The 21,887-nt window shown below is 59.3% G+C and carries 14 protein-coding genes; all 14 read left to right on the forward strand.

Annotation, left to right across the window (positions count from 1 at the left end; all coding sequences use genetic code 11):
- Positions 1-4 precede the first annotated feature (4 nt).
- The 14 genes from flgK (at position 5) to pseC (ending at position 21,884) form a co-directional block, all read left to right on the forward strand.
- A complete protein-coding gene (gene flgK, locus NHU87_RS12595; RefSeq protein ID WP_253548738.1) occupies positions 5-2,065 on the forward strand; it encodes a flagellar hook-associated protein FlgK in 2,061 nt (686 codons plus the stop codon).
- 13 nt (positions 2,066-2,078) lie between these two features.
- Positions 2,079-3,647 (forward strand): flagellar hook-associated protein 3, encoded by a 1,569-nt coding sequence (locus tag NHU87_RS12600; protein WP_253548740.1) that lies wholly within the window; start codon positions 2,079-2,081, stop codon positions 3,645-3,647.
- 123 nt (positions 3,648-3,770) lie between these two features.
- Positions 3,771-7,343 carry a glycosyltransferase gene (locus NHU87_RS12605; protein ID WP_253548742.1) on the forward strand — a complete coding sequence of 1,191 codons (3,573 nt, stop codon included), beginning with the start codon at positions 3,771-3,773 and terminating at the stop codon, positions 7,341-7,343.
- Between the two features lie 274 nt (positions 7,344-7,617).
- Entirely contained in the window at positions 7,618-10,110 is a 2,493-nt protein-coding gene (locus NHU87_RS12610; protein ID WP_253548744.1) for a calcium-binding protein, read from the forward strand.
- Positions 10,111-10,416: 306 nt separating this feature from the next.
- Positions 10,417-11,190, forward strand: coding sequence for a glucose-1-phosphate cytidylyltransferase (rfbF, locus tag NHU87_RS12615; RefSeq protein ID WP_253548746.1), 774 nt, complete (start codon positions 10,417-10,419; stop codon positions 11,188-11,190).
- On the forward strand, positions 11,172-12,254 hold the full coding sequence (rfbG, locus tag NHU87_RS12620; RefSeq protein ID WP_253548748.1) for a CDP-glucose 4,6-dehydratase: 1,083 nt from the start codon (positions 11,172-11,174) through the stop codon (positions 12,252-12,254). The genes rfbF and rfbG overlap by 19 nt, the downstream gene beginning before the upstream one ends.
- Positions 12,251-12,811 (forward strand): dTDP-4-dehydrorhamnose 3,5-epimerase family protein, encoded by a 561-nt coding sequence (locus NHU87_RS12625; protein WP_253548750.1) that lies wholly within the window; start codon positions 12,251-12,253, stop codon positions 12,809-12,811. Before rfbG ends, NHU87_RS12625 begins: the two co-directional genes overlap by 4 nt.
- Positions 12,808-14,034 carry a class I SAM-dependent methyltransferase gene (locus NHU87_RS12630; protein WP_253548753.1) on the forward strand — a complete coding sequence of 409 codons (1,227 nt, stop codon included), beginning with the start codon at positions 12,808-12,810 and terminating at the stop codon, positions 14,032-14,034. The genes NHU87_RS12625 and NHU87_RS12630 overlap by 4 nt, the downstream gene beginning before the upstream one ends.
- Positions 14,031-14,888 (forward strand): NAD-dependent epimerase/dehydratase family protein, encoded by an 858-nt coding sequence (locus NHU87_RS12635; RefSeq protein WP_253548755.1) that lies wholly within the window; start codon positions 14,031-14,033, stop codon positions 14,886-14,888. The genes NHU87_RS12630 and NHU87_RS12635 overlap by 4 nt, the downstream gene beginning before the upstream one ends.
- Positions 14,878-15,948: a class I SAM-dependent methyltransferase gene (locus NHU87_RS12640; protein ID WP_253548757.1), complete on the forward strand. Its 1,071-nt coding sequence runs from the start codon at positions 14,878-14,880 to the stop codon at positions 15,946-15,948. Before NHU87_RS12635 ends, NHU87_RS12640 begins: the two co-directional genes overlap by 11 nt.
- Before the next feature lie 17 nt (positions 15,949-15,965).
- Positions 15,966-16,703 carry a cephalosporin hydroxylase family protein gene (locus NHU87_RS12645; RefSeq protein WP_253548759.1) on the forward strand — a complete coding sequence of 246 codons (738 nt, stop codon included), beginning with the start codon at positions 15,966-15,968 and terminating at the stop codon, positions 16,701-16,703.
- 52 nt (positions 16,704-16,755) lie between these two features.
- Positions 16,756-19,692, forward strand: coding sequence for a TIGR00180 family glycosyltransferase (locus NHU87_RS12650; RefSeq protein WP_253548761.1), 2,937 nt, complete (start codon positions 16,756-16,758; stop codon positions 19,690-19,692).
- Between the two features lie 30 nt (positions 19,693-19,722).
- Positions 19,723-20,724: a UDP-N-acetylglucosamine 4,6-dehydratase (inverting) gene (gene pseB / locus NHU87_RS12655; protein ID WP_253548770.1), complete on the forward strand. Its 1,002-nt coding sequence runs from the start codon at positions 19,723-19,725 to the stop codon at positions 20,722-20,724.
- Positions 20,721-21,884, forward strand: coding sequence for a UDP-4-amino-4,6-dideoxy-N-acetyl-beta-L-altrosamine transaminase (gene pseC / locus NHU87_RS12660; RefSeq protein ID WP_253548772.1), 1,164 nt, complete (start codon positions 20,721-20,723; stop codon positions 21,882-21,884). The genes pseB and pseC overlap by 4 nt, the downstream gene beginning before the upstream one ends.
- The last annotated feature ends 3 nt before the right edge of the window (positions 21,885-21,887 follow it).

A 21,887-nucleotide genomic window follows, 5' to 3' on the forward strand; every position in this document is an offset into this window, starting at 1 on the left:
AACCATGAGTTTGCTCAATATCGGGATGTCGGGTTTATCCGCTAGCCAAACCGCGCTGATGACTACCGGCAATAACATTGCCAACGCCGACACCTCCGGGTACTCACGCCAGCAAACCGTGCAGGGCACCAAGGCCTCGAATCAGTTCGGCAATGTCTACATCGGCAGCGGTACGACTCTGGCCGATGTGCGTCGGGTGTACAACAGCTACCTCGATGCGCAGCTGCAGACCACCACGTCGCTCAATAGCGACTCGGCTGCCTACGCCGGGCAGATCAGCCCGCTCGATAAGTTGCTCTCGGACAGCGGCACCGGCCTCAATGGCGCCCTGACCAAGTTCTTCGCCTCGGTACAGAACGTCAATGCCAAACCGGGCGACGACGCTTCCCGCCAACTGCTGCTCAGCGATGCACAAGCCCTGAGCAACCGGTTCAACTCGATCTCCAGCCAGTTGACGCAGCAGAACGCCAACGTCAATGGCAACCTGGCGGACATGGCCGATCAGATCAACAAACTGGCCACCACCGTGGCCCAGCTGAACCAGAAGATTTCCGAAGTTTCCAAAGCCGGTGGCCAGCCCAACGACCTGCTCGACGCACGTAATGAGACGGTACGCCAATTGTCCACCTTCACCGGTGCGCAAGTGATGGAGCGTGACGGTAATCTCGATATTTACCTGGGCAGCGGTCAGCCGCTGGTCATGGGCAGTACCGCCAGCAAGCTGGAAGTGGTGCCGAGCAAAGCCGATCCGTCGCGTTCGGCCATTCAGCTCAATCGCGGTTCGAGCACCATCGACATCACCTCGGTGATGACCGGTGGCGAGATGGGCGGCTTGCTGCGCTACCGCAGCACCGTGCTGGACCCGGCGATGAACGAGCTGGGTCGCGTAGCGCTGGTCGTTGCCGATCAGATGAACACCATCCAGGCCCAGGGCATCGACAAGAACGGTGACTTTGGTTCGAACCTGTTCAACAGCATCAACAGCGCCGCGCAAATGGCCCAGCGCAGTATCGCCACGGTTGGCAACAGCGCCGGCTCGGGCAACTTCGATGTGACCATCGAGGACAGCGGCAAGCTGACCATCAACGATTACAAGGTCACGTTCACCAGTGCCACCAACTACACCGTGCAGCGTCTGCCTGAAGGCACCGCCATGGGCGCGTTCAGCACGCTGACCACGCCGCCGCCAGTGATCGATGGTTTCTCCATGCAGCTCACCGGTGGCACCGCAGCCGCCGGCGACACGTTCAAGATCACTCCGACCCGCAACGCGGCGACCAACATCAAGACCGAGATGACGGACTCCAAGCGTCTGGCCATCGCGGCACCGTTGGGTGCAGCCATTGCGCCCGGTGGCAGCGGCACATTGACGATTCCGGCCAGCGGTCAACCGACCTTGACCACGAAGTTCGATGTTTACGATTCGGCGACCACCACGGCGATCCAGAACGGGCTGAAGACTTCGACTCCGGTCAAAATCGTGTTCGGCGCGGCCGGTGGTACGACTCAGACTTACCAAATGCTCGATGCCCAGGGTAACCCGCTCAGCAGCGGAACCATTGTGCCGGGCCAGAGCAATACACTGAGCCTGACCATTCCACTGGTCGACGCCAACGGCGCCGCGATCAATGATCCGGGACCACCCGTGGTGCAGCGCACTGCCAAGTTCGACATGACCATCGCGGGTTCGCCAGGTACCTCGACGGCGATCAACGTGACGCTCAGCCAGCCAGGTTCTCTGGACAACCGTAACGGCACCGTACTGGCCGGCCTGCAGACCAAGCAGACTGTGGACACCGGTTCCGCCAGCAACGGTATTTCCCTGAACGACGCCTACGGCAAACTGGTTTCGGGTGTGGGCGCCAAGGCGGCCCAGGGCAAGCTCGACAGCGCTGCCACCGAAGCGATTCTGGCCAATGCCAAAGGCGCCCGCGATTCGCTGTCGGGTGTCGACCTCGATGAGGAAACCGGCAACCTGGTCAAGTATCAGCAGTACTACACCGCGTCTTCGCAGATCATCAAGGCTGCGCAGGAAATCTTCAGCACACTGATCAACAGTCTTTAAGGAGTCGTAGCCCATGCGCATTTCTACCGCCCAGTTTTACGAGTCCTCTGCTGCCAACTATCAGAAGAATTTTTCCAACGTGGTCAAGAGCAGCGAAGAGGCCAGCAGCCTGGTTCGCGTCAACACCGCGGCCGATGATCCGGTCGGGGCTGCGCGCTTGCTGCAATTGGGGCAACAGGCTTCGATGCTCGACCAGTTCTCGGCCAACATGACCACCATCAAGGGCACGCTCGGGCAGACTGAAGCGGTGATGACCAGCATCGGCAACGTGCTGCAACGCGCCAAAGAGCTGGCGTTGGGCGCTGGCAACGCCGGCTATACCGATGCCGACCGCCAGGCCAATGCTTCCGAACTGGGGCAGATTGAAGAGCAACTGCTCAGCCTGATGAACACCAAGGATGAAAACGGCAAGTACATCTTTGCCGGATCCAAGGGCGATGTCGTGCCGTTCACCCGCAATACCGATGGCAGCTACACCTACAACGGTGATCAGGTCACACTGGATCTGCCGATCGGCGATACCCAGTCGATGGCCACCAACAGCACCGGTTGGGAGGTGTTTCAGCAGGCGATCAACACCACCCGAACTCAGACCACGCTCACCGCGCCTGCGGTCGATGACGGTCGTGTGGTGTTGTCCAACGGTCAGGTAGGCTCCGATGTCACCTACAACGCCAAGTTCCGCAGCGGCGAGCCTTACACCGTGTCGTTCCTGAGTAGCACACAGTTGCAAATCACCGATGCGCTGGGTAACGACGTGACGGCTGAAGCCAGTCAGAGCGGTGTGTTCTCTTCCAGTAACGCAGCCACTCAAACCGTGAGCTTCCGTGGTCTTGACCTGAAACTCAATATCAACCTCAAGACGGGTGATACCACCCCTGACACGGTTATCGCCGGGCACAGCTTCACTCTGGCAGCCAAGCCGGACAGCTTCAACACATCGCGCAGTCCGGGCAACCCGTCGACTGCATTGGTAACTGACGCTACTGTGACCAACAGCGCCAACTACCACGCCAGTTTCCCGGGCGGCGGGGCGATTCTCAAGTTCACCAGTGGCACGAACTTCGAACTTTATGCCGCGCCAGTGACCGCCAACAGTAAACCGGTGTCCACCGGTACCATGGCCGGTACGACCGCGACAGCATCGGGTGTCTCGTTCACCTTGGCCGGTACGCCGGGTGCAGGCGATCAGTTCTCTGTGGCGGTCAACACGCATCAGACCCAGAACATTCTGGACACCGTCAACCAGCTGAAAACAGCCCTGTCGACGCCAACCAACAATGATCCGATTGCCATTCAGAAAATGAACGCTGCGGTCACTGCCGGTATCGGCAACCTGTCCAGCGGTATGGATCAACTTGCCTCCAGTATCAGTTCTGTAGGCGGTCGCGGTGCGTCATTGGTGACCCAGACCGATATCAACCAGAGCCTGGCACTCGCCAACACCCAGACCCAATCGGCCATTCGCGATTCCGATCCGGCTGAAGTGATGACCCGCCTGACTCTGCAACAAACCATGCTGCAAGCTTCGCAGCTGGCGTTCAGCAAGATCGCTCAGTTGGGGCTGTTCAACAAAGTCTGAGTCAGGGCCTTCGCGATGATCTCGCGAAGGCTTGCGACTGCCGAGTGCAAACCGTCTTTATTCAGCGGTTCGGGGAGTTCACTTCGTTGAAGTAAGCTCCCGCCGCTCGCGAGTTCTCCCGCCGTGAAACCAACACCTCTTGTCACCATCGCCATTCCCGCCTTCAACCCGCAGTTCTTCCAGACGGCGCTGCAAAGCGCGCTGAGTCAGACCTACGCCAATCTTGAAGTGATCGTCTGCGATGACAGTGGCGGTGACGAGATCCGCGAGATCATCAATGCTTGTGAGGTGCCTGTCTCGATTCGCTTGCGCCATGTGCGTAATCCGCAGCGCCTGGGTTTTCAGGCCAATCTCATGGCCTGTGCGCAAGAGGCCAGCGGCGACTATCTGAAGTTGCTGTGCGACGACGACCAGCTACTCCCTGAATGCATCACTCAGCAGATCATTGGCTTCATCGACCACGAAGACGTCAACCTGGTGATCGGCCAGCGACAATTTTACGACGGTGATTACATCCTGCTTTCCGACCGCCTGGAAAATTGCTGCTTTTCCACGGGTGTCACCTTGTTCAAGGGCGAGGATCTGCTGGGCATTCTGGAAAGCACCCTGATCAACTTTCTTAGTGGCCTTAGCGGGGCATTGTTGCGAACCCGGCATGCGCTGGAGTATTTGCCGGCCCTGACCCAGATTGGCGAAGGTTTTATCGCTCGTCTGGACTTCGCCTTGTTTGCCTGTCTGCTACGGCGTGGCAATCTGGTAGTGGTGAGTCAGGTGTCGAGCCTCGAGCGTTTGCATACGGCGCGGCTGAGCAATCAGGCGCCAGTCAAGGCTGCGGTAATGACAGAGCTCGATTGGCTCAAGCAAATGCTAGCCTTGCGCAGTGGCGAGCCGGCGCCTGCACCGGGCTGGGTACGTTATGTGGCATTGGCCGATGCGATTGTGGGGCAAGCTTATGCCTGGGAAGAAACGGGTCTTGGCCGGCAACTGGGCTTCATTCAAACGGTGGTGCGCACCCGGGTGGGCGACGACTGCGACAGCTTTACCGATATGTACCGGGAATGGCTGTCCTGCCGTCATTTGAACCCGGCTCAGCAGCGTCTGCTCGAGACTCGTTTGCAGAGTTGGAGCTGGCGCCCGCGCATCGTGCCGATTGTTCTCGACAGCGAAGGCGATGTTCCGGCGCTGGAGGAGACGCTCAAGAGTATTCGTCAGCAAACCTATGCCGCCGAGCAAGTGGTGGTACTGTCCGATTCGCAGCACGCGTCGTGCGACGGCGTGCGTCATGTGCGACTGGATGATGATCCGGTTGCCCAGTTCAATCGCTTGCTGACCCAGCTGGACAACGCAGACTGGATCTATCTGGTTCGGGCGGGCGATCGCTTGAATGATCTGGCTTTGCTATTGCTGGCAGAGCGCATGGTTGAAATGCCTGACGTGCGCTGCCTTTACAGTGACGAGGGCGGATTGCGCGATGAGGTATCGATCGAGCCGGTGTTTAAACCGGATTTCAATCTGGATCTGATGCGCAGCTATCCCTATGTTGGCCGGGTGCTGGCCCTGCAGCGGCAACGGATTATCGAACTGGGCGGCATGGCAGGCGGTTTTGGCGAGCTGGGTGTGCAGGATCTGGTCTGGCGCCTGGTGGAGAGTAACGGGCCGCATGTAATCGGGCATATTGCCGAAGTCCTTGTGGAGTCCGCATTGCGTCTGTCCCAGTGGCTCTCGCAGCCGCAGGTTATTGAACAGAACCCACGTTTGCTGGCCGCGCATCTGGAGCGGCTCGGCGTACCACACCGAATCCGCGCCGGCAGTCAGCCGCTGATCAACCGTGTGGATTATCTGCACGATCAGCCGGCCATGGTTTCGATCATCATTGCCACCCGCAATGAACTCGGCTCTCTGGAGCGTTGCGTCGAAAGTGTGTTGGAGAAAACCGCTTGCACGCGATATGAAATCCTCATTGTCGATAACGCCAGCACGGTTGTGGATGCCTGCAACTGGCTGTCGGCGATGGACCAAGTGGGCAGTGACAAGCTTCGGGTGTTGCGCTGCGATCATGGCGACAATCTGGCTGCAGTGCAGAACTTCGCTGCCGGCCACGCCCGCGGCGACTATCTGTTGTTTCTCAGCCCCTACAGTGTTGTTGTCAATCCTGATTGGCTCGACGAGTTGCTCAATCATGCTCAGCGTCCGGAAGTCGGCGTAGTCGGCGGTCGGCTGCTGAGCCCGCAAGGGCGTATCGAGGGGACGGCCCTGGTGCTGGGGTTGCGGGGTGCCATTGGTGTTCCCAATCGTGGTGAGCCGCTCAACACATCGGGTTACATGCAGCGCCAGCAGACGGTGCAGAATTTCAGTGCCGTGGGCATCGATTGTCTGTTTGTGCGCAAGAAGGTATTCAATGATCTGCACGGCCTGGACGAGAAAGATCTGTCACAAGCACTCAATGGTGCTGACTTTTGCTTGCGTGTGAAGCAAAGCGGATACCTGGTGGTGTGGACTCCCTACGCCGAGTTGATGCGAGTGGTTCCGTCCTCTGCCTTCAATCCCGCTCCCAAGGTGTTGCAAGCCGAGCAAAAAAGTTTTTACCGGCGATGGTTGCCAGTGGTGGCCAGGGATCCGGCCTACAACCCCAATCTGAGTCTGGGCACCAGTAACTTCAGTCTGGAGCCGGGACTCAAGGAAGGTTGGAACCCGTTCTCGCGTCAGCTTTTACCCAATGTGCTGGCGATTCCAATCAATACGACTGCCGTGGGTCATTACCGGGTCACTCAGCCGTTCCTTGAGTTGGAGGCGGCCGGCCGTGTGGTCGGGCACCTGACTTATCAAGCGCCGACGGATATTGAGCTCGAGCGGCGTTCTCCCGACGTGATCGTATTGCAGGGGCGCTATAGCCAGGGCGCGGTCAATGAGGTCGAGCGAATCAAAAACTGCTCTCGCGCTTTCCGGATCTACGAACTTGACGATTATGTGATTGATGTCCCGAAAAAGAACGCGCACCTGCGCAAGGCCGAGGTCGGTGTCGATAAAATAGTGCGCCGTGGCGTAGGGTTGTGTGATCGCGTCGTGGTCTCGACCCAGCCTTTGGCCGATGCATTGCGTGACATGCATCACGATATCCGGGTCGTCCCGAACATGCTCGCGCCGCACCTCTGGGTCGGGCTCACCAGTCAGCGCCGCACCTCTCGCAAGCCTCGCGTGGGTTGGGGCGGCGGGACTAGCCATGATGGAGATCTGGCCATCATTGCGGACGTGGTGCGCCTGCTGGCCAACGAAGTCGAATGGGTGTTCTTCGGCATGTGCCCGCAGGCTTTGCGTCCGTTTGTCCATGAGTTTCATCCCAGCGTCGGCCTGGAAGCCTATCCGGCCAAACTGGCCAGCCTGAACCTTGACCTGGCCTTGGCACCGCTGGAGTTCCACATCTTCAACGACTGCAAGAGCAACTTGCGATTGCTGGAATATGGCGCCTGCGGTTACCCGGTGATTTGCACCGACACTGAAGCCTATCGCGGCTATCTGCCCTGCACCAAGGTCGTGAGCAACAGCACCGAGGAATGGCTCGAGGCAATCCGCATGCACCTGTCCGACCCCGAGGCCAGCTATCGCATGGGCGACGAATTGCGTGAAGCGGTGCTGCGCGACTACATGCTGCGTGGCGATAACCTGCAGCTGTGGTTCGAGGGATGGATTCCCGGCTGAGCATACGATCCCGTTTTTGAAAGGTCTGGCTGCGATGCCGGGCCTTTCTGGCAATTGCAGTACCGATTTTTCCGTGTAGCGGTTCGCGGTCAGTCCATGGATGGATGTTACTTGCACGCCGAGCATTCGCCGCGTGTCGCCCTCCTGGCTGTTCCTCTGTCGTTTTCGCATTCCATCGCGTGGTTAGATGGTGCCCGTTATCAAGTGGGCTCCTCCGTCGCAGTGGCTATAGCAACTTATTCGTTCAACAACGTGACAAGGAAGGCGGTAAGCAATGGCAGTGATCAACGGAACAAATGATGTCGATATGCTGGGTGGCTATGGTCAGGGTGGCGGTGACGAAATGTATGGTTTCGGAGCGGATGATGTCCTGATCGGCGGGCCAGGGGCGGACATGATCGATGGGGGGGATGGGATCGATACGGTGGATTACTCCATCTCCGACGCACCCGTGCGCATCGAACTTCATAACGGTGTCGGTATCGGTTTCGGTGGCTATGCCGAGGGCGACACGCTGATCAATGTGGAAAAGATCATTGGTTCCGGCGGGGATGATACGTTCATCAGCAACTCTGCCGGCATCACCCTGGAAGGGGGCTACGGCAGCGATGTCTATATCCTCAGCAATAGCGATGTGCAAATTATCGAGCCTGAAGGTGGCGAGATCGATGAAGTGCGCACCACCGCACAGTCCATGAGCCTGGCCCAAAACATTGAAAAACTGACTTATATCGGTACGGATGATTTCACCGGTCACGGCAATGCGGGATGGAACATCGTTGCCGGAGGATCGGGGAACGACCTGTTACTGGGTGGCGAGGGTGATGATCAACTGATCGGCGGTGCGGGTAACGATGTGCTGCTGGGCGGCGCTGGCGCTGATCAACTGATCGGTGGCGATGGGGTGGACACCGTCAGCTATGCCGACAGTCCAGAGGGCGTTTTTATCGACCTTAAGGATGGCAGGAACACAGGCTTCGCCGAGGGTGATACTTACGCCGACATCGAAGGCATCCGCGGCTCGAACGTTGGCGACCGTTTCAGCAGTAACGAAGCGGTGATCGCCTTTGATGGCGGGGACGGTTTCGATATTGTGGACTACTCCGGTTCTTTTGAACCCGTCAACATTGATATCCGCGAGGGGAGCAGTGTCCTCAAGGGGGGTGATGCCGAGGGCGACACCCTGACGAATGTGGAACAGATCATTGGTACAGGCCAGGCCGATACCTTCAGCAGTGCCATTGGCGGTATCAACTTCGAAGGCAACGGAGGCGACGATATCTACATTATCTCTGCCCCTGGGGTGAAGATTATCGAGCAAGAGAATGGCGGTACCGATGAGCTCTATACCAGCTGGTCGGTGATGACGATGGACCCGTTCATCGAGCGCATGACCTATACCGGCACAGGCGACTTCACGGGTTTTGGCAATGACAGTGACAACATGATCTTTGGCGGCGCGGGCAATGACTTGTTGTTTGGTGGTGCTGGCTGGGACTACTTCAACGGCGGTGACGGTGTGGATGTGGTCAGTTACGGCGACAGCCGCGTCGCGGTCACCCTCAATTGGGTGACGGGGGAGCACTCGGGAATCGCCGAGCGCGATTACTACGAGAATGTTGAAATGATACGCGGGAGCGACTTCAACGACATTTTTTACAGTGTTGGTCATGCAGGGATGATCCCGCTGGACGGCGCTGGAGGTCAGGATCTGGTCAGCTATAAGGACTGGATCATGGGTGTGGAGCTCGATTTGAAGGGCGAGGTCAATCCTTGGGGGCCTTCAGCCTCCAGTTTCACCGGGATCGAGCTGTTCGAGGGCAGCGCATTTCGCGACATCCTGTCGGGATCTGATTCCGATGATGTGTTCGTCGGTGGCGCAGGCAGCGATCTGATCGATGGCCGGGATGGACAGGACAGTGCCTGGTACCTCACCAGTGCTGAAGCGGTCGAGGTCAACCTCCAGACGGGTATTAACCTTGGCGGTGATGCGCAAGACGACGTTCTGACCAGCATCGAGCGCGTGATGGGCAGCCATTTCAATGACACCTTGATAGGCGACGCGGCCGATAATTACCTGGAAGGCGGTCAGGGCAGCGATGTCATTTATGGTGGCGACGGCGCCGATTATATCAATGGGGGGCTGGTGTCGAAGATCGGGCCCTTCACTCTTGACGGGGTTGCCACCGGTTTGCAGGCAGATACGTTGTATGGCGGTGATGGCGACGATGTCATAGTCAGCGCCGCCGACGACTTGGGATCACGGGCTTTTGGCGAGGCAGGCAACGATAAAATCTCTGTTGTCGGCGGCGCTGCCGATGGTGGGGAGGGCAACGATGTATTGACCGGCACCGGCTTCAACTATTCATTGTTCGGTGGCGCCGACAACGACCGGCTGATTCTGAACCTCATCAGTGAGTCAGGCGGCAGCGCCCAGAGCTCTGGAGGTTTCGCCAATGGCGGCGAGGGTGACGACATGTACGTGGTCAACACCAAGGGATTGGTGACCATTCAGGACAATGGCACGAGCCTGAACGACACGCTTGTATTGACCTTGATCGATAATATCGCCCAATTGAATGTCACGCGTGTCGGCAATGACGCCTATCTCCGCGGCTCGGGCGATAGCTGGGCAGAAACGCCCGATAGCGGTGTGAAGCTCAAGGACTGGTATGCCGGTTTCAACACGCTCGAACATATCCAGACCGCTGACGGCCAAATCATGAACTTGCCCACCAGCGGTGATGCCTTCGCCATGTTTGGTTGATGCTGTGGATCTGATGCCAGCAACCCCAACAGAGTTGCTGGCATGGCACCGCTGCTTTGGGGATGAATCCTGATCCACATGATCCGGGTTCATCCCCTTTTCATATCTGCTTTGTACTCGTTCAGCCGTCCCATACCGGTCTCATGGAGCTGGCGCGTTTCCTGCAAGCCCCCCTCATATCGCCATAAAACGAGCACTTGCGGTCATTCCCCAGGCGCCCGATACACGGCAAAAGGTTTTAGCCAGAAGGCCCGCAGGAGCTTGATACAGCTTGGCTGAGCCCTGTGAAGAACAAGAGGGGAGACGATGAAGGCAGTTATTTTGGCGGGTGGCCTGGGCACGCGCATCAGCGAGGAGTCGCACCTCAAACCCAAGCCGATGATCGAGATCGGCGGCAAGCCAATTCTCTGGCACATCATGAAGCAGTACTCCGCTCACGGGATTCATGACTTCGTGATTTGCCTGGGCTACAAGGGCTACGCGATCAAAGACTTCTTCGCCAACTACTTCCTGCACACCTCTGACGTCACTTTCGACATGTGCAACAACCGCATGGACGTTCACCAGAACTACAGCGAACCATGGCGCGTCACGCTGGTCGATACCGGCGATGACACCATGACCGGAGGCCGCTTGCGTCGCGCTGCCCGTTACCTGGATGGCGAGCAGGCGTTCTGCTTTACCTATGGCGACGGTGTTTCGGACCTCAATATCGGTGCCCTTGTGGACTTTCACCTGGCCCACGGCAAGCTCGCTACCGTGACGGCGGTGCAGCCGCCGGGACGTTATGGCGCGCTGGAACGTGATGGTGACAAGGTATTGGGTTTCACAGAAAAACCCCGCGGCGATGGCGGCTGGATCAACGGCGGCTTCTTCGTATTGTCGCCCAAGGTCTTGCCCTACATCGCGGACGATCAAACCTCTTGGGAAGCCGAACCTCTGGCGGCGTTGGCCACAGATGATCAGTTGCAGGCTTTCCAGCATGACGGTTTCTGGCATCCGATGGACACCCTGCGTGACAAGAACCACCTCGAAGCGTTGTGGCTGAGCGGGGAGGCCCCATGGAAGCAATGGGACTGAGCCCGGAATTCTGGCGCGGCAAACGGGTTCTGCTCACCGGCCATACCGGTTTCAAGGGCAGCTGGCTGACGTTGTGGTTGCAAAGCCTCGGTGCCGAGGTCAGCGGGTTTTCGCTCGATCCGTCGACCAAACCGAGCCTGTTCGAGCTGGCCCGGGTGCGCGAGGGCATCAACGATCAGCGCGGTGACCTGCGTGATCTCGGTGCCTTGTTGGAATTGATCGCTGAAACCCAGCCGGAAATCGTCCTGCACCTGGCGGCTCAGCCGCTGGTGCGCGAAGGTTATCGCGATCCGCTCGGCACCTATTCCAGCAACGTCATGGGCACCCTCAACCTGCTCGAAGCGATCCGTCAGGTCGGCGGCGTGCGCGCCTGCGTGCTGGTGACCACCGACAAAGTCTATGCCAACAAGGAATGGCTGTGGCCATACCGCGAAGACGAAGCCCTCGGCGGTCACGACCCTTACAGCAGCAGCAAGGCTTGCTGCGAATTGCTGGCGCAGTCTTACGCCGCGTCGTTTTTCCCGGCGGACAAGTACGCCGAACACGGTCTGGCGCTGGCCACCGCACGCGCCGGTAACGTGCTGGGCGGCGGGGACTTCGCGCCTGAACGGCTGATCCCTGATGTACTCAAGGCCTGGTCGGCGGATGAGCCGGTGACCCTGCGCTACCCGCAAGCTGTGCGCCCGTGGCAACACGCACTGGAACCGTTGGCGGGGTATCTGCAACTGGCCGCCGGACTCTACGAGCAAGGCCCGGAGTTTGCCGGCGCGTGGAACTTCGGCCCGAGCGAAGCGGACATGTGCAGCGTCGGCGAAGTGGTCGAACTGCTCGCCAGCCGCTGGCCGCAAGCACGCGGCTTGCGCATCGAACCGAGCGATTTGCATGAGGCCGGCCTGTTGCGCCTGGACAGCAGTCGCGCTCGTCAACTGTTGGCCTGGCAACCGCGCTGGTCGTTGCAGCAGTGCCTGACCCAGACCCTCGATTGGCACCTGGCGTGGCAGAACGGCGATGACATGCGTGAAGTTACCCTGGGCCAGTTGAACCTGTACCGAGGCGCGCTGTGAGTGAATTTCTGTTGAAAGCTTTGCCACTGGCTGGTCTGTTCAGCGTGCAGCACAAACGCTTTGAAGATGATCGCGGGCACTTCGCGCGGCTGTTCTGCGAAGGCAGCCTGAGCGCCTTCGGCCAGCCGTTTCATATCCGCCAGATCAACCATTCCTGCACCCGTGAGCGGGGGAGTGTGCGCGGTCTGCATTATCAGAACGCGAGCGCGCCGGAGGCCAAGTTAATCACTTGCCTGCGCGGTGAAGTCTGGGATGTGGCGGTGGACTTGCGCCCGGATTCGGAGACCTTTCTGCACTGGCACGCCGAGCACTTGAAGGCCGGGGATGGCCGTAGCCTGCTGATTCCGGCCGGGTTCGCCCACGGCTTCCAGACTCTCACCGACGATACTGAATTGCTCTACCTGCACAGCGCCGATTACACGCCTGCGCACGAAGGCGGTTTGAACGTGAACGATCCACGGCTGGCCCTCGCCTGGCCGTTGCCTGTCAATAATCTGTCGGCGCGGGATTCCAGCCATCCCTTGCTCGATGAACACTTTGCTGGAGTGCGTCTATGAACTGCCGTGGGTGCGCTGCACCGCTGAGCCTGCCGCTGATCGATCTCGGCACCTCGCCGCCATCCAACGCCTACGTGCGCGCCGATCAACTGGAACAAGCCGAGCATTGGGTGCCGCTGAAGGTTGCAGTGTGTCAGCAATGCTGGCTGGTGCAGACCGAGGATTACACCAGCGCCGACAGCTTGTTCGACGCCGAGTACGCCTACTTCAGTTCGTTCTCCAGCACCTGGCTGGCCCATGCCGAGCGCTATGTCGCCGAGATGGTCGAGCGCTTCGACCTGACCGCCGACAGCCGTGTGGTGGAAATCGCGGCCAATGACGGTTACCTGTTGCAGTACGTGGCCGGGCGCGGCATCCCATGCCTGGGTGTTGAACCGACCCGCAGCACCGCGCAAGCGGCTCGGGAAAAAGGCCTGGAGATTCGCGAACTGTTCTTCGGTCGTGATACCGCTGCGCAGCTGAACAGCGAAGGCTGGGGCGCTGACCTGATGGCCGCCAACAACGTGTTGGCCCACGTGCCGGACATCAATGATTTCCTCGGCGGTTTTGCAGCGTTGCTCAAGCCGACGGGTGTGGCGACGTTCGAGTTTCCGCAACTGCTGACGCTGATGGCTGGCCAGCAGTTCGACACGCTGTATCACGAGCACTATTCCTATCTGTCGCTGACCGCGGTGCAGACCTTGTGTGCGCGCAATGGCCTGGAAGTGTTTGACGTCAGCCAGTTGTCGACTCATGGCGGATCACTGCGGGTATTCGTCCAGCGTGTCGATGGCATTCGTCGCGAAGTGCAGCCAGCGGTTGCTCAGCAACTGCAAGCCGAGTTCGCCGCTGGAGTGAAAACCGCCGAGTACTACGCGACCCTCGCGCCGGCCGCCGAACGTATCAAGCACGAACTGCTGCGTTTCCTGCTGCAGGCCAAGGCCGATGGCAAGCGCGTAGTCGGCTATGGCGCCGCGGCCAAGGGCAACACCTTGCTCAACTACGCCGGGGTCAAACCGGACCTGCTGGCCTGGGTTGCCGACGCCAATCCGCACAAGCAGGGCAAGTACTTGCCGGGCAGTCGCATTCCGATTGTTTCGCCTGCACAGATCGATCTGGAAAAGCCGGATTACATCCTGGTCCTGCCGTGGAACCTGCTGCACGAAGTCAGTCAACAACTGGCCCAGGTGCGCAAGTGGGACGGCCGATTCGTCATCGCCGTGCCTGAGTTGACCGTACTGTGAAGGTCTTGGTCACCGGGGCGACCGGGTTCGTCGGCCGGAATCTGGTCGAGGTGTTGCTCGCCCGTGGCTGCCAGGTTCGGGCCGTGGCGCGCAACGCCGAGACCGCCGCGAACTTGCCGTGGATCAATGCAGTGGAATTCGTTGCGGCAGATATTCACGCCGCCGACCTTGATATCGCCGCGCTGACCGATGGCATCGATGCCTTGGCGCATCTGGCATGGCCAGGCTTGCCGAACTATCAGGCGCTGTTCCATTTCGAGCATAACTTGACGGCCGATTACCGGTTCATCAAGGGCGCGGTCGAGGCGGGCGTGTCGCAGGTGTTGGTCACCGGGACCTGTTTCGAATACGGCCTGCAAAGTGGGCCGCTCAGCGAGCAGACCGCGCCGCAGCCGAGCAATCCTTACGGGCTGGCAAAAAACACGCTGCGGCTGTTCCTCGAAAATCTGCAGCGTGTTCAACCGTTCACCCTGCAATGGGCGCGTCTGTTTTACCTGCATGGCGAGGGGCAAAACCCGAACAGTTTGCTGGCGGCGCTGGATCGGGCGATCGATGCCGGTGACGACAGCTTCAACATGTCGGCCGGCGAACAGTTGCGCGATTACCTGGCGATCGACACCGCCGCTGGTTACCTTGCGGCGATCCTGCAACAGCGCGAATTCGATGGCGTGATCAATTGCTCCAGCGGCCAGCCGATTTCGGTCCGGGCGCTGGTCGAGCAGCGGTTGCGCGAACGTGGCGCATCGATCCGTTTGAACCTCGGTCACTATCCATACCCGACCCACGAGCCGATGGCGTTCTGGGGCGTGGCGGACCGCTTGCAACAGCTACTGGGAGCAGAGCATGAGGCATGAGTTGTATCGGGTCGCCGACCTGCCGGTGTTGCAGAATCGTACCTTTGCCGATGCGCAATCAGCGAAAGCTTCGGCCTGCGCCGACATGGTGTTGGTGCAAGATGAGACGAGCGGGCTGATCTTCAATCAGGCCTTCGACGCCGACAAGCTCAGCTACGACGCCGACTATCAGAACGAACAGGCGCATTCCGGCCAGTTCCAGAAGCACCTGAGCGATGTCGAAGGGATCATTGCCCGCCACTTCAAGGGTCAGGAGCTGATCGAAGTCGGCTGCGGCAAAGGCTACTTTCTTGAGCTGCTAAAAGGTCTGGGCTACGCCATCACCGGCATCGACCCGGCTTACGAAGGCAACAACGCCGATGTGATCAAGGCACCGTTCACCCGCGGGCTCGGTCTGGCGGCGGATGCCATCGTATTGCGCCATGTGCTGGAGCATATTCAGGATCCGTTGAGCTTCCTGGCGGTCATCGCCGAAGCCAATCAGGGCGGACAGATCTACATCGAAGTCCCGTGTTTCGACTGGATTCTCGAGCACCGCGCCTGGTTCGACCTGTTCTACGAGCACGTCAATTATTTCCGCCTCGATGACCTGCGCCGGATGTTCGGCACCGTGCACGAGGCCGGTCACCTGTTCGGTGGCCAATACCTGTACATCGTCGCCGACCTGTCGACGTTGCGCCTGACCCCGGAACAGCCGGTGCCGCGCCTGACGCTGCCCGAAGGTTTCACCGCCAGCCTCGACCGCGCCGTGCAGATCATTCAGGCCGCGCCCGAGCAAGGTTCGGTGATCTGGGGCGCCTCGTCCAAAGGCGTGATTTATTCGCTGTTCCTGCAACGAGCGGGCGTGGCGGTGGATCGCGTGGTGGATATCAACCCGGCCAAACAGGGCCGATATCTGCCCCTGAGCGGCGCGCGGGTGTCCTCGCCCCAAGAGGCCATGGACGCTCTGCCCGAAGGCGCCAACCTGTTTGTGATGAACTCCAATTACCTCGAAGAAATCAAGCGGATGACCGGTGGACGCTACGTCTATCACGTCGTCGATAGCGCTTCGTTCCAGTGACCATTGAGATTTTGAAAATGACCGACAACAGCATCAACAAAGCCTTCGAAGCCGAATGCCGGGAACAGATCGCCCAGCAAGGTGACGACCAGAAACTCACCGGCCTGGCCCAGGATTTCTTCAACGAATCGGCGAAGCACAAATACAGCTACCACTTCTCGTGGATGGGCCGTCCGATCATCCAGTTGCCCCAAGACATGATGGCGATGCAAGAGATCATCTGGCAGGTCAAGCCGGATCTGGTCATCGAGTGCGGCATCGCCCACGGCGGTTCGATCATCTACTACGCATCGTTGCTGGAGCTGCAAGGCCACGGCGAAGTACTGGGCATCGACCTCGACATTCGCCCGCACAACCGTGAAGCCATCGAAAGCCACCCGATGAGCAAGCGCATAAAGATGATCGAAGGTTCGAGCATCGACACTGCGATCGCCGCACAAGTGCGCGCCGCTGCCGAAGGCAAGAAAGTCATTCTGGTGCTGGACTCCAACCACACCCACGATCACGTGCTCGAAGAGCTGCGTCTGTATGCACCGCTGGTGTCGGTGGACAGCTACTGCGTGGTGATGGACACCGTGGTCGAAGACATGCCGGCCGACTTCTTCCCGGACCGCCCATGGGGCCCGGGTGACAACCCGAAAACTGCTGTGTGGAAATATCTGGAAGAAAACCGTGACTTCGAGATCGATCGTCAGTTGCAGAACAAGCTGCTGATCACTGTGGCACCGGACGGCTACCTGCGTCGGGTTCGTTAATAAAAAAACAGTTTCAGGTACTTGGCGATCGGCCGGTTGTGGGGATAGGAAAATGCAGGTTCAAAGCAGCACTCAAACCAACGTGACACCGCTGAACGAGCTGTTCACGGTGGTGGTCATCACCCACAACCGCAGGGCGTTTCTGCGACGCGCCTTGCAGTACTACAGCAGTTACTCCGCCAAGGTACTGGTGCTGGATTCGTCCGTGCAGGGCGAGGAGCGCATCGCAACCGACTTTCCGTCGGTCGACTACCGCCATTTGCCGCAGTTCACCTATACGGGGTTTCAGCAAAAGCTCGCATATGGCGCCAGCCAGGTCACCACACCGTACATGGTGTTGGCTTCCGACGATGACTTCCTGCTGCACGATGCATTGACCGACTCGGTGAACTTCCTCGAGGCCAACCCCGATTACGGTATGTGCCACGGCTACTGCCTGATGTACCTGACGCACTCCAATTATGTGCTGTACTACCGTCGCGACAAGAAGGTGAAAGAGGATTACAACGCCGAGCGCGCTCAGGATCGTGTGCTCGACTACATGAGTCAGTACATTCCGCCGTTCTATGCGGTGCACCGCACTTCGCTGTTGCAGGACTGGTACGCGTCCTTGCCGCAGGGCACGATTTTCGAGTGGCAGGAAATCGGCCATGTGTATTACATGCTCGCGCGGGCCAAGGCCCGGATTTTGCCAATGCCTTATGTGGTGCGGGAGGTCAACTATGGCCATTCGGATCACAATTCCGAAATCATTCACGTCCTGAGTTTCAAAGACGCCCGTTCCGTCGCTGAGCGTGAGCGATTTGCCGGTTTCCTCGCCACGCTGCCGACCGGCATCAATGGCCTGAACCAGGCGCAGACAGCAGAGTTCGCCCTGCAAAGTTTCCAGTCGCTGGCCGACAGCCTGGCCGCGCGCAATGCCTTGACGATCGAGCCGATCTTCGAGTCCTACTGGAAAGACCCTACCATCGGCCCGAAACGCGCATTCGGGCCTCAGCAGTATGTCGAGATGCCGTTCTACAACCAGGCGTTTTTTGATCAACTGACCGAGTGCGAATTCCTGCTCCATGCGATGCCTGCCGGACGTTTGCAACTGGAAGAAATGGAGGGGGCGTTACTTCAGCAGCACACGTTGCAGCGCATCTATTCCAATGACACGCCCGAGACCATCCAGAACCGTTTGTTGCATGCCGTGCAGTTGGGCGCCTTCAACCGTCGGGTCGTGCAAAAACTGGTGCAGCAATTGCTGGATATGGGCGAGAGCACCGATGCGAAAATATTGACGGACTGGATTGCACGCCTGGACAGCGTACCGACCTACGACAGCTGTCAGTTGCTGGACAGTATGCACTCCGGCCGGCTGTTGAACTGGTTGCAGGCACGCCAGCCGAACGAGACGGCGGTACGGAGAATCAATCAGCACCTGGCGGCCAACGAAGGTGGAGCTCAGTTCGGTATTCTGTTGCTGGACCTTGAAGCCGACATGGACAAGTTGCAGGTCACCTTCGACAGTCTGATGGAAAGCGCTTTCCGGGCCTTCAAGGTGGTGGTCTTCACCACCGGTGATTTGCCTGATATCACCACCGAACAAAATACCGTGCATTTTGTAAAGGTCAGCGCAAGTGACTACGTTGATAGACTGAACCAGATTGCCCAGCGCTCGAACTCGGACTGGCTGCTGCTGGCCGAGGCCGGTGACGAATTCACCGCTGCCGGCTTGCTGCGCGCCAGCCTTGAGTTGCAGAACGCCGAAGGTTGCCGTGCGGTGGCGATGGATGAGATTCATCGCCGCAGTAATGGCACGCTGACCGAAGTTTTCCGCCCGGCCTTCAACCTCGACCTGCTGCAAAGCCTGCCAGCGTTGACCGCCCGGCATTGGCTGATCCGACGCGAGGTGCTGGTGGATGTCGGTGGTTATGCCCGCGAGTTCAGCGATGCACTGGAATTCGACCTGCTGCTGCGCCTGATCGAAACTGGCGCTCTGACGGGGCTGGCGCATTTGGCCGAGCCATTGCTTATCACGCCGGCGGTGGAGCTGGCACCGAACGAGCACCAACGTCAAGCCCTGGTGCGCCACTTGGCAACCCGCGGCTATCAGGCTCAGGTGAGTGCTGAGGCATTTGGTGGCTTGCGGATCGACTACCGCCACGCCGCGCGTCCGAAGGTGTCGATCATCGTGCGCAGCGAAGGCAGTCAGGAGCAATTGCAGCGCTGCCTGGTGAGCGTATTGCAGCGCACGCGCTATCAGAACAACGAAATTATCATTGCCGACAATCACAGTCAGTCAGCCGATCTGCTGACGTGGCTCGACAGTCTGGAGCAAAACGGCCGCGGGCGGATTCGCCTGATCAAGAACGAGCAGCGCGTGACCCCGTCGACACTGCTCAACCAGGCCGTTGCGCAGGCGCAAGGTGAGTATCTGATACTGCTCGCGGAGGACGCCGAGGTGGTCAATGCCAATTGGATCGAAGCCTTGCTCAACCAGGCGCAGCGTCCTGAAGTGGGCGTGGTGGGTGCCAAACTGGTTGATCGCGAGGGCAGCGTGACCGGCGCCGGTTTGATTCTGGGTCTGGACGATGGCGTGGCTTCTGCGTTTATCGGCGAGAAAAGAGACGCACCGGGTCATATGCATCGACTGCTGGTCGAGCAGAATTATTCGGCGGTCTCCGACGCTTGTCTGATGGTGCGCAAAGAAGTGTTCGACGCCCTGGGCGGGCTGGATGAAGAGCATTTCGAGCAAGCGTATGCCGATGTCGACTTTTGCCTGAAAGTCGCCGAGGCAGGTTTGCTGACAGTCTGGACGCCGCAAGTGCAAATAACGCATCCGGGGACTTTGCCTGACGATCCGCAAGCGGTGGCCGCTCTGCGTGACAAGTGGCAGTCACGCTTCGAACAAGACCCGGCCTACAACCAGAACCTGGCCTTGACCGGCAAGGGCTTTACTCTCAGCGAACCGACCAGCGTGAACTGGGCGCAGTTGCTCGCATAAGCCTGGCTGACAGGTAAAAGGACTCAAGGCATGTTCAACGGTAAATCGATTTTCATCTCCGGTGGCACCGGCTCGTTCGGGCGCAATTTCATCCGCCGGCTGCTGGAGCAATACCAGCCCAAGCGGGTGGTGGTGTTTTCCCGCGATGAGCTCAAGCAGTACGAAATGCAGCAGACGTTCAACGCGCCGTGCATGCGTTACTTCATCGGTGATGTGCGCGATGCCGAGCGTTTGCGCCAGGCCATGCGCGGCATCGATTACGTGGTGCATGCCGCGGCCCTGAAACAAGTGCCGGCGGCGGAATACAACCCCACCGAATGCATCCGCACCAACGTCAATGGCGCGGAAAACATCATTGCCGCGGCCATCGACAATGGCGTGAAAAAAGTCGTCGCGCTGTCCACCGACAAAGCCGCCAGCCCGATCAACCTGTACGGCGCGACCAAGCTGCTGTCGGACAAACTGTTCGTGGCCGCCAATAACATTGCCGGTGAACAGCAGACCCGTTTTGCCGTGGTGCGTTATGGCAACGTCGCCGGTTCGCGGGGGTCGGTGGTGCCGTTCTTCAGCAAGTTGATTAGCGAGGGTGCCAAAGAGCTGCCGATCACCGATGAGCGCATGACGCGTTTCTGGATCACCCTTGATCACGGTGTGAATTTTGTGCTCGACAGTTTCGCTCGCATGCATGGCGGCGAAGTGTTTGTGCCGAAGATCCCGTCGATTCGCATCGTCGATCTGGCGCAGGGCATGGCTGAACATTTGCCGCACAAACACGTCGGCATTCGTCCGGGGGAAAAACTCCATGAACTGATGGTGCCGCTGGACGACGCGCGCATGACCCTGGAATTCGATGATCACTACACCATTCAGCCGTCGATTCGTTTCACCAGCGTCGACGTGGATTTTGCCGTGGACAAACTGGGCGAGCAGGGCCGGCGGGTGAGCGAAGATTTCGAGTACCGCTCCGACACCAACCCGCACTTCCTTTCGGTCGGCCAGATCGCTGACCTGCACGCGGAGCTGTCGGCATGATTCCGTATGGTCGGCAAAGTCTCGATCAGGCCGACATCGATGCGGTGGTTGCCGTGTTGCAGTCCGACTGGCTGACGCAAGGGCCGACCATCGAACGTTTCGAGCAGGCCATGGCCGAACGTTGCCAGGCCGATTTCGCGGTGGCGGTGTGCAATGCCACGGCGGCGCTGCACATTGCCTGTCTCGCCGCTGGCCTCGGGCCGGGCGATCGCTTGTGGACCACGCCGAACACCTTTCTGGCCTCGGCCAACTGCGGTCGCTACTGCGGCGCCGAGGTCGATTTTGTCGACATCGATCCGCTGACCTGGAACCTCGACGCCTACACCTTGGCGTCGAAGCTTGAGATCGCCGAGCGCGACGGCAAACTCCCGAAAGTGCTGGTGGCGGTGGCGTTCTCCGGGCAGAGCTGCGATATGCGCATGATCGCCGAATTGGCCGAGCGCTATGGTTTCACTGTGATCGAGGATGCCTCCCATGCGGTCGGTGCGTCCTATGCCGGGCGCCCGGTAGGATGCGGCGAATTCGCGGCAATGACGGTGTTCAGTTTCCATCCAGTGAAGATCATCACCAGCGCCGAAGGCGGCATGGTGCTGACCAATCGCCCGGAACTGGCCGAACGCTTGCAACGTCTGCGCAGCCACGGCATGACCCGTGACCCCGAGCAGATGACCGAACCCAGCCACGGTCTCTGGTACTACCAGCAAGTGGAACTGGGCTTCAATTACCGCATCACCGACCTGCAAGCAGCCCTCGGTCTGTCACAGCTGAACAAGCTCGAGGGTTTCATCGAGCGTCGGCGTGAGCTGGCGGCGCGTTATGACCGGTTGCTGGGGTACTTGCCGCTGACTTTGCCCAGCGCGCAGCCTGAAGCCGAGTCGGCGTGGCATCTGTACGTAGTGCGCTTGCAGCCGGCGCGGATCAACCTCAGCCATCGACAGGTGTTCGAAGGTTTGCGAGCGGCCGGGGTAGGTGTGAACTTGCACTATATTCCGCTGCACTTGCAGCCGTACTATCGCGACCTGGGTTTTGCCGAGGGTGATTTCCCCCAGGCCGAACGTTATTACGCCGAGGCCATCAGCCTGCCGCTGTTTCCTCTGCTGAGCGATGAACAACAGGATTATGTGGTCGAGCAAGTGCGACGACTGATCCTTGAGGAGTAGTGA

The sequence above is a fragment of the Pseudomonas mandelii genome (genome assembly GCF_024138395.1).
Lineage (GTDB): Bacteria > Pseudomonadota > Gammaproteobacteria > Pseudomonadales > Pseudomonadaceae > Aquipseudomonas > Aquipseudomonas mandelii_E.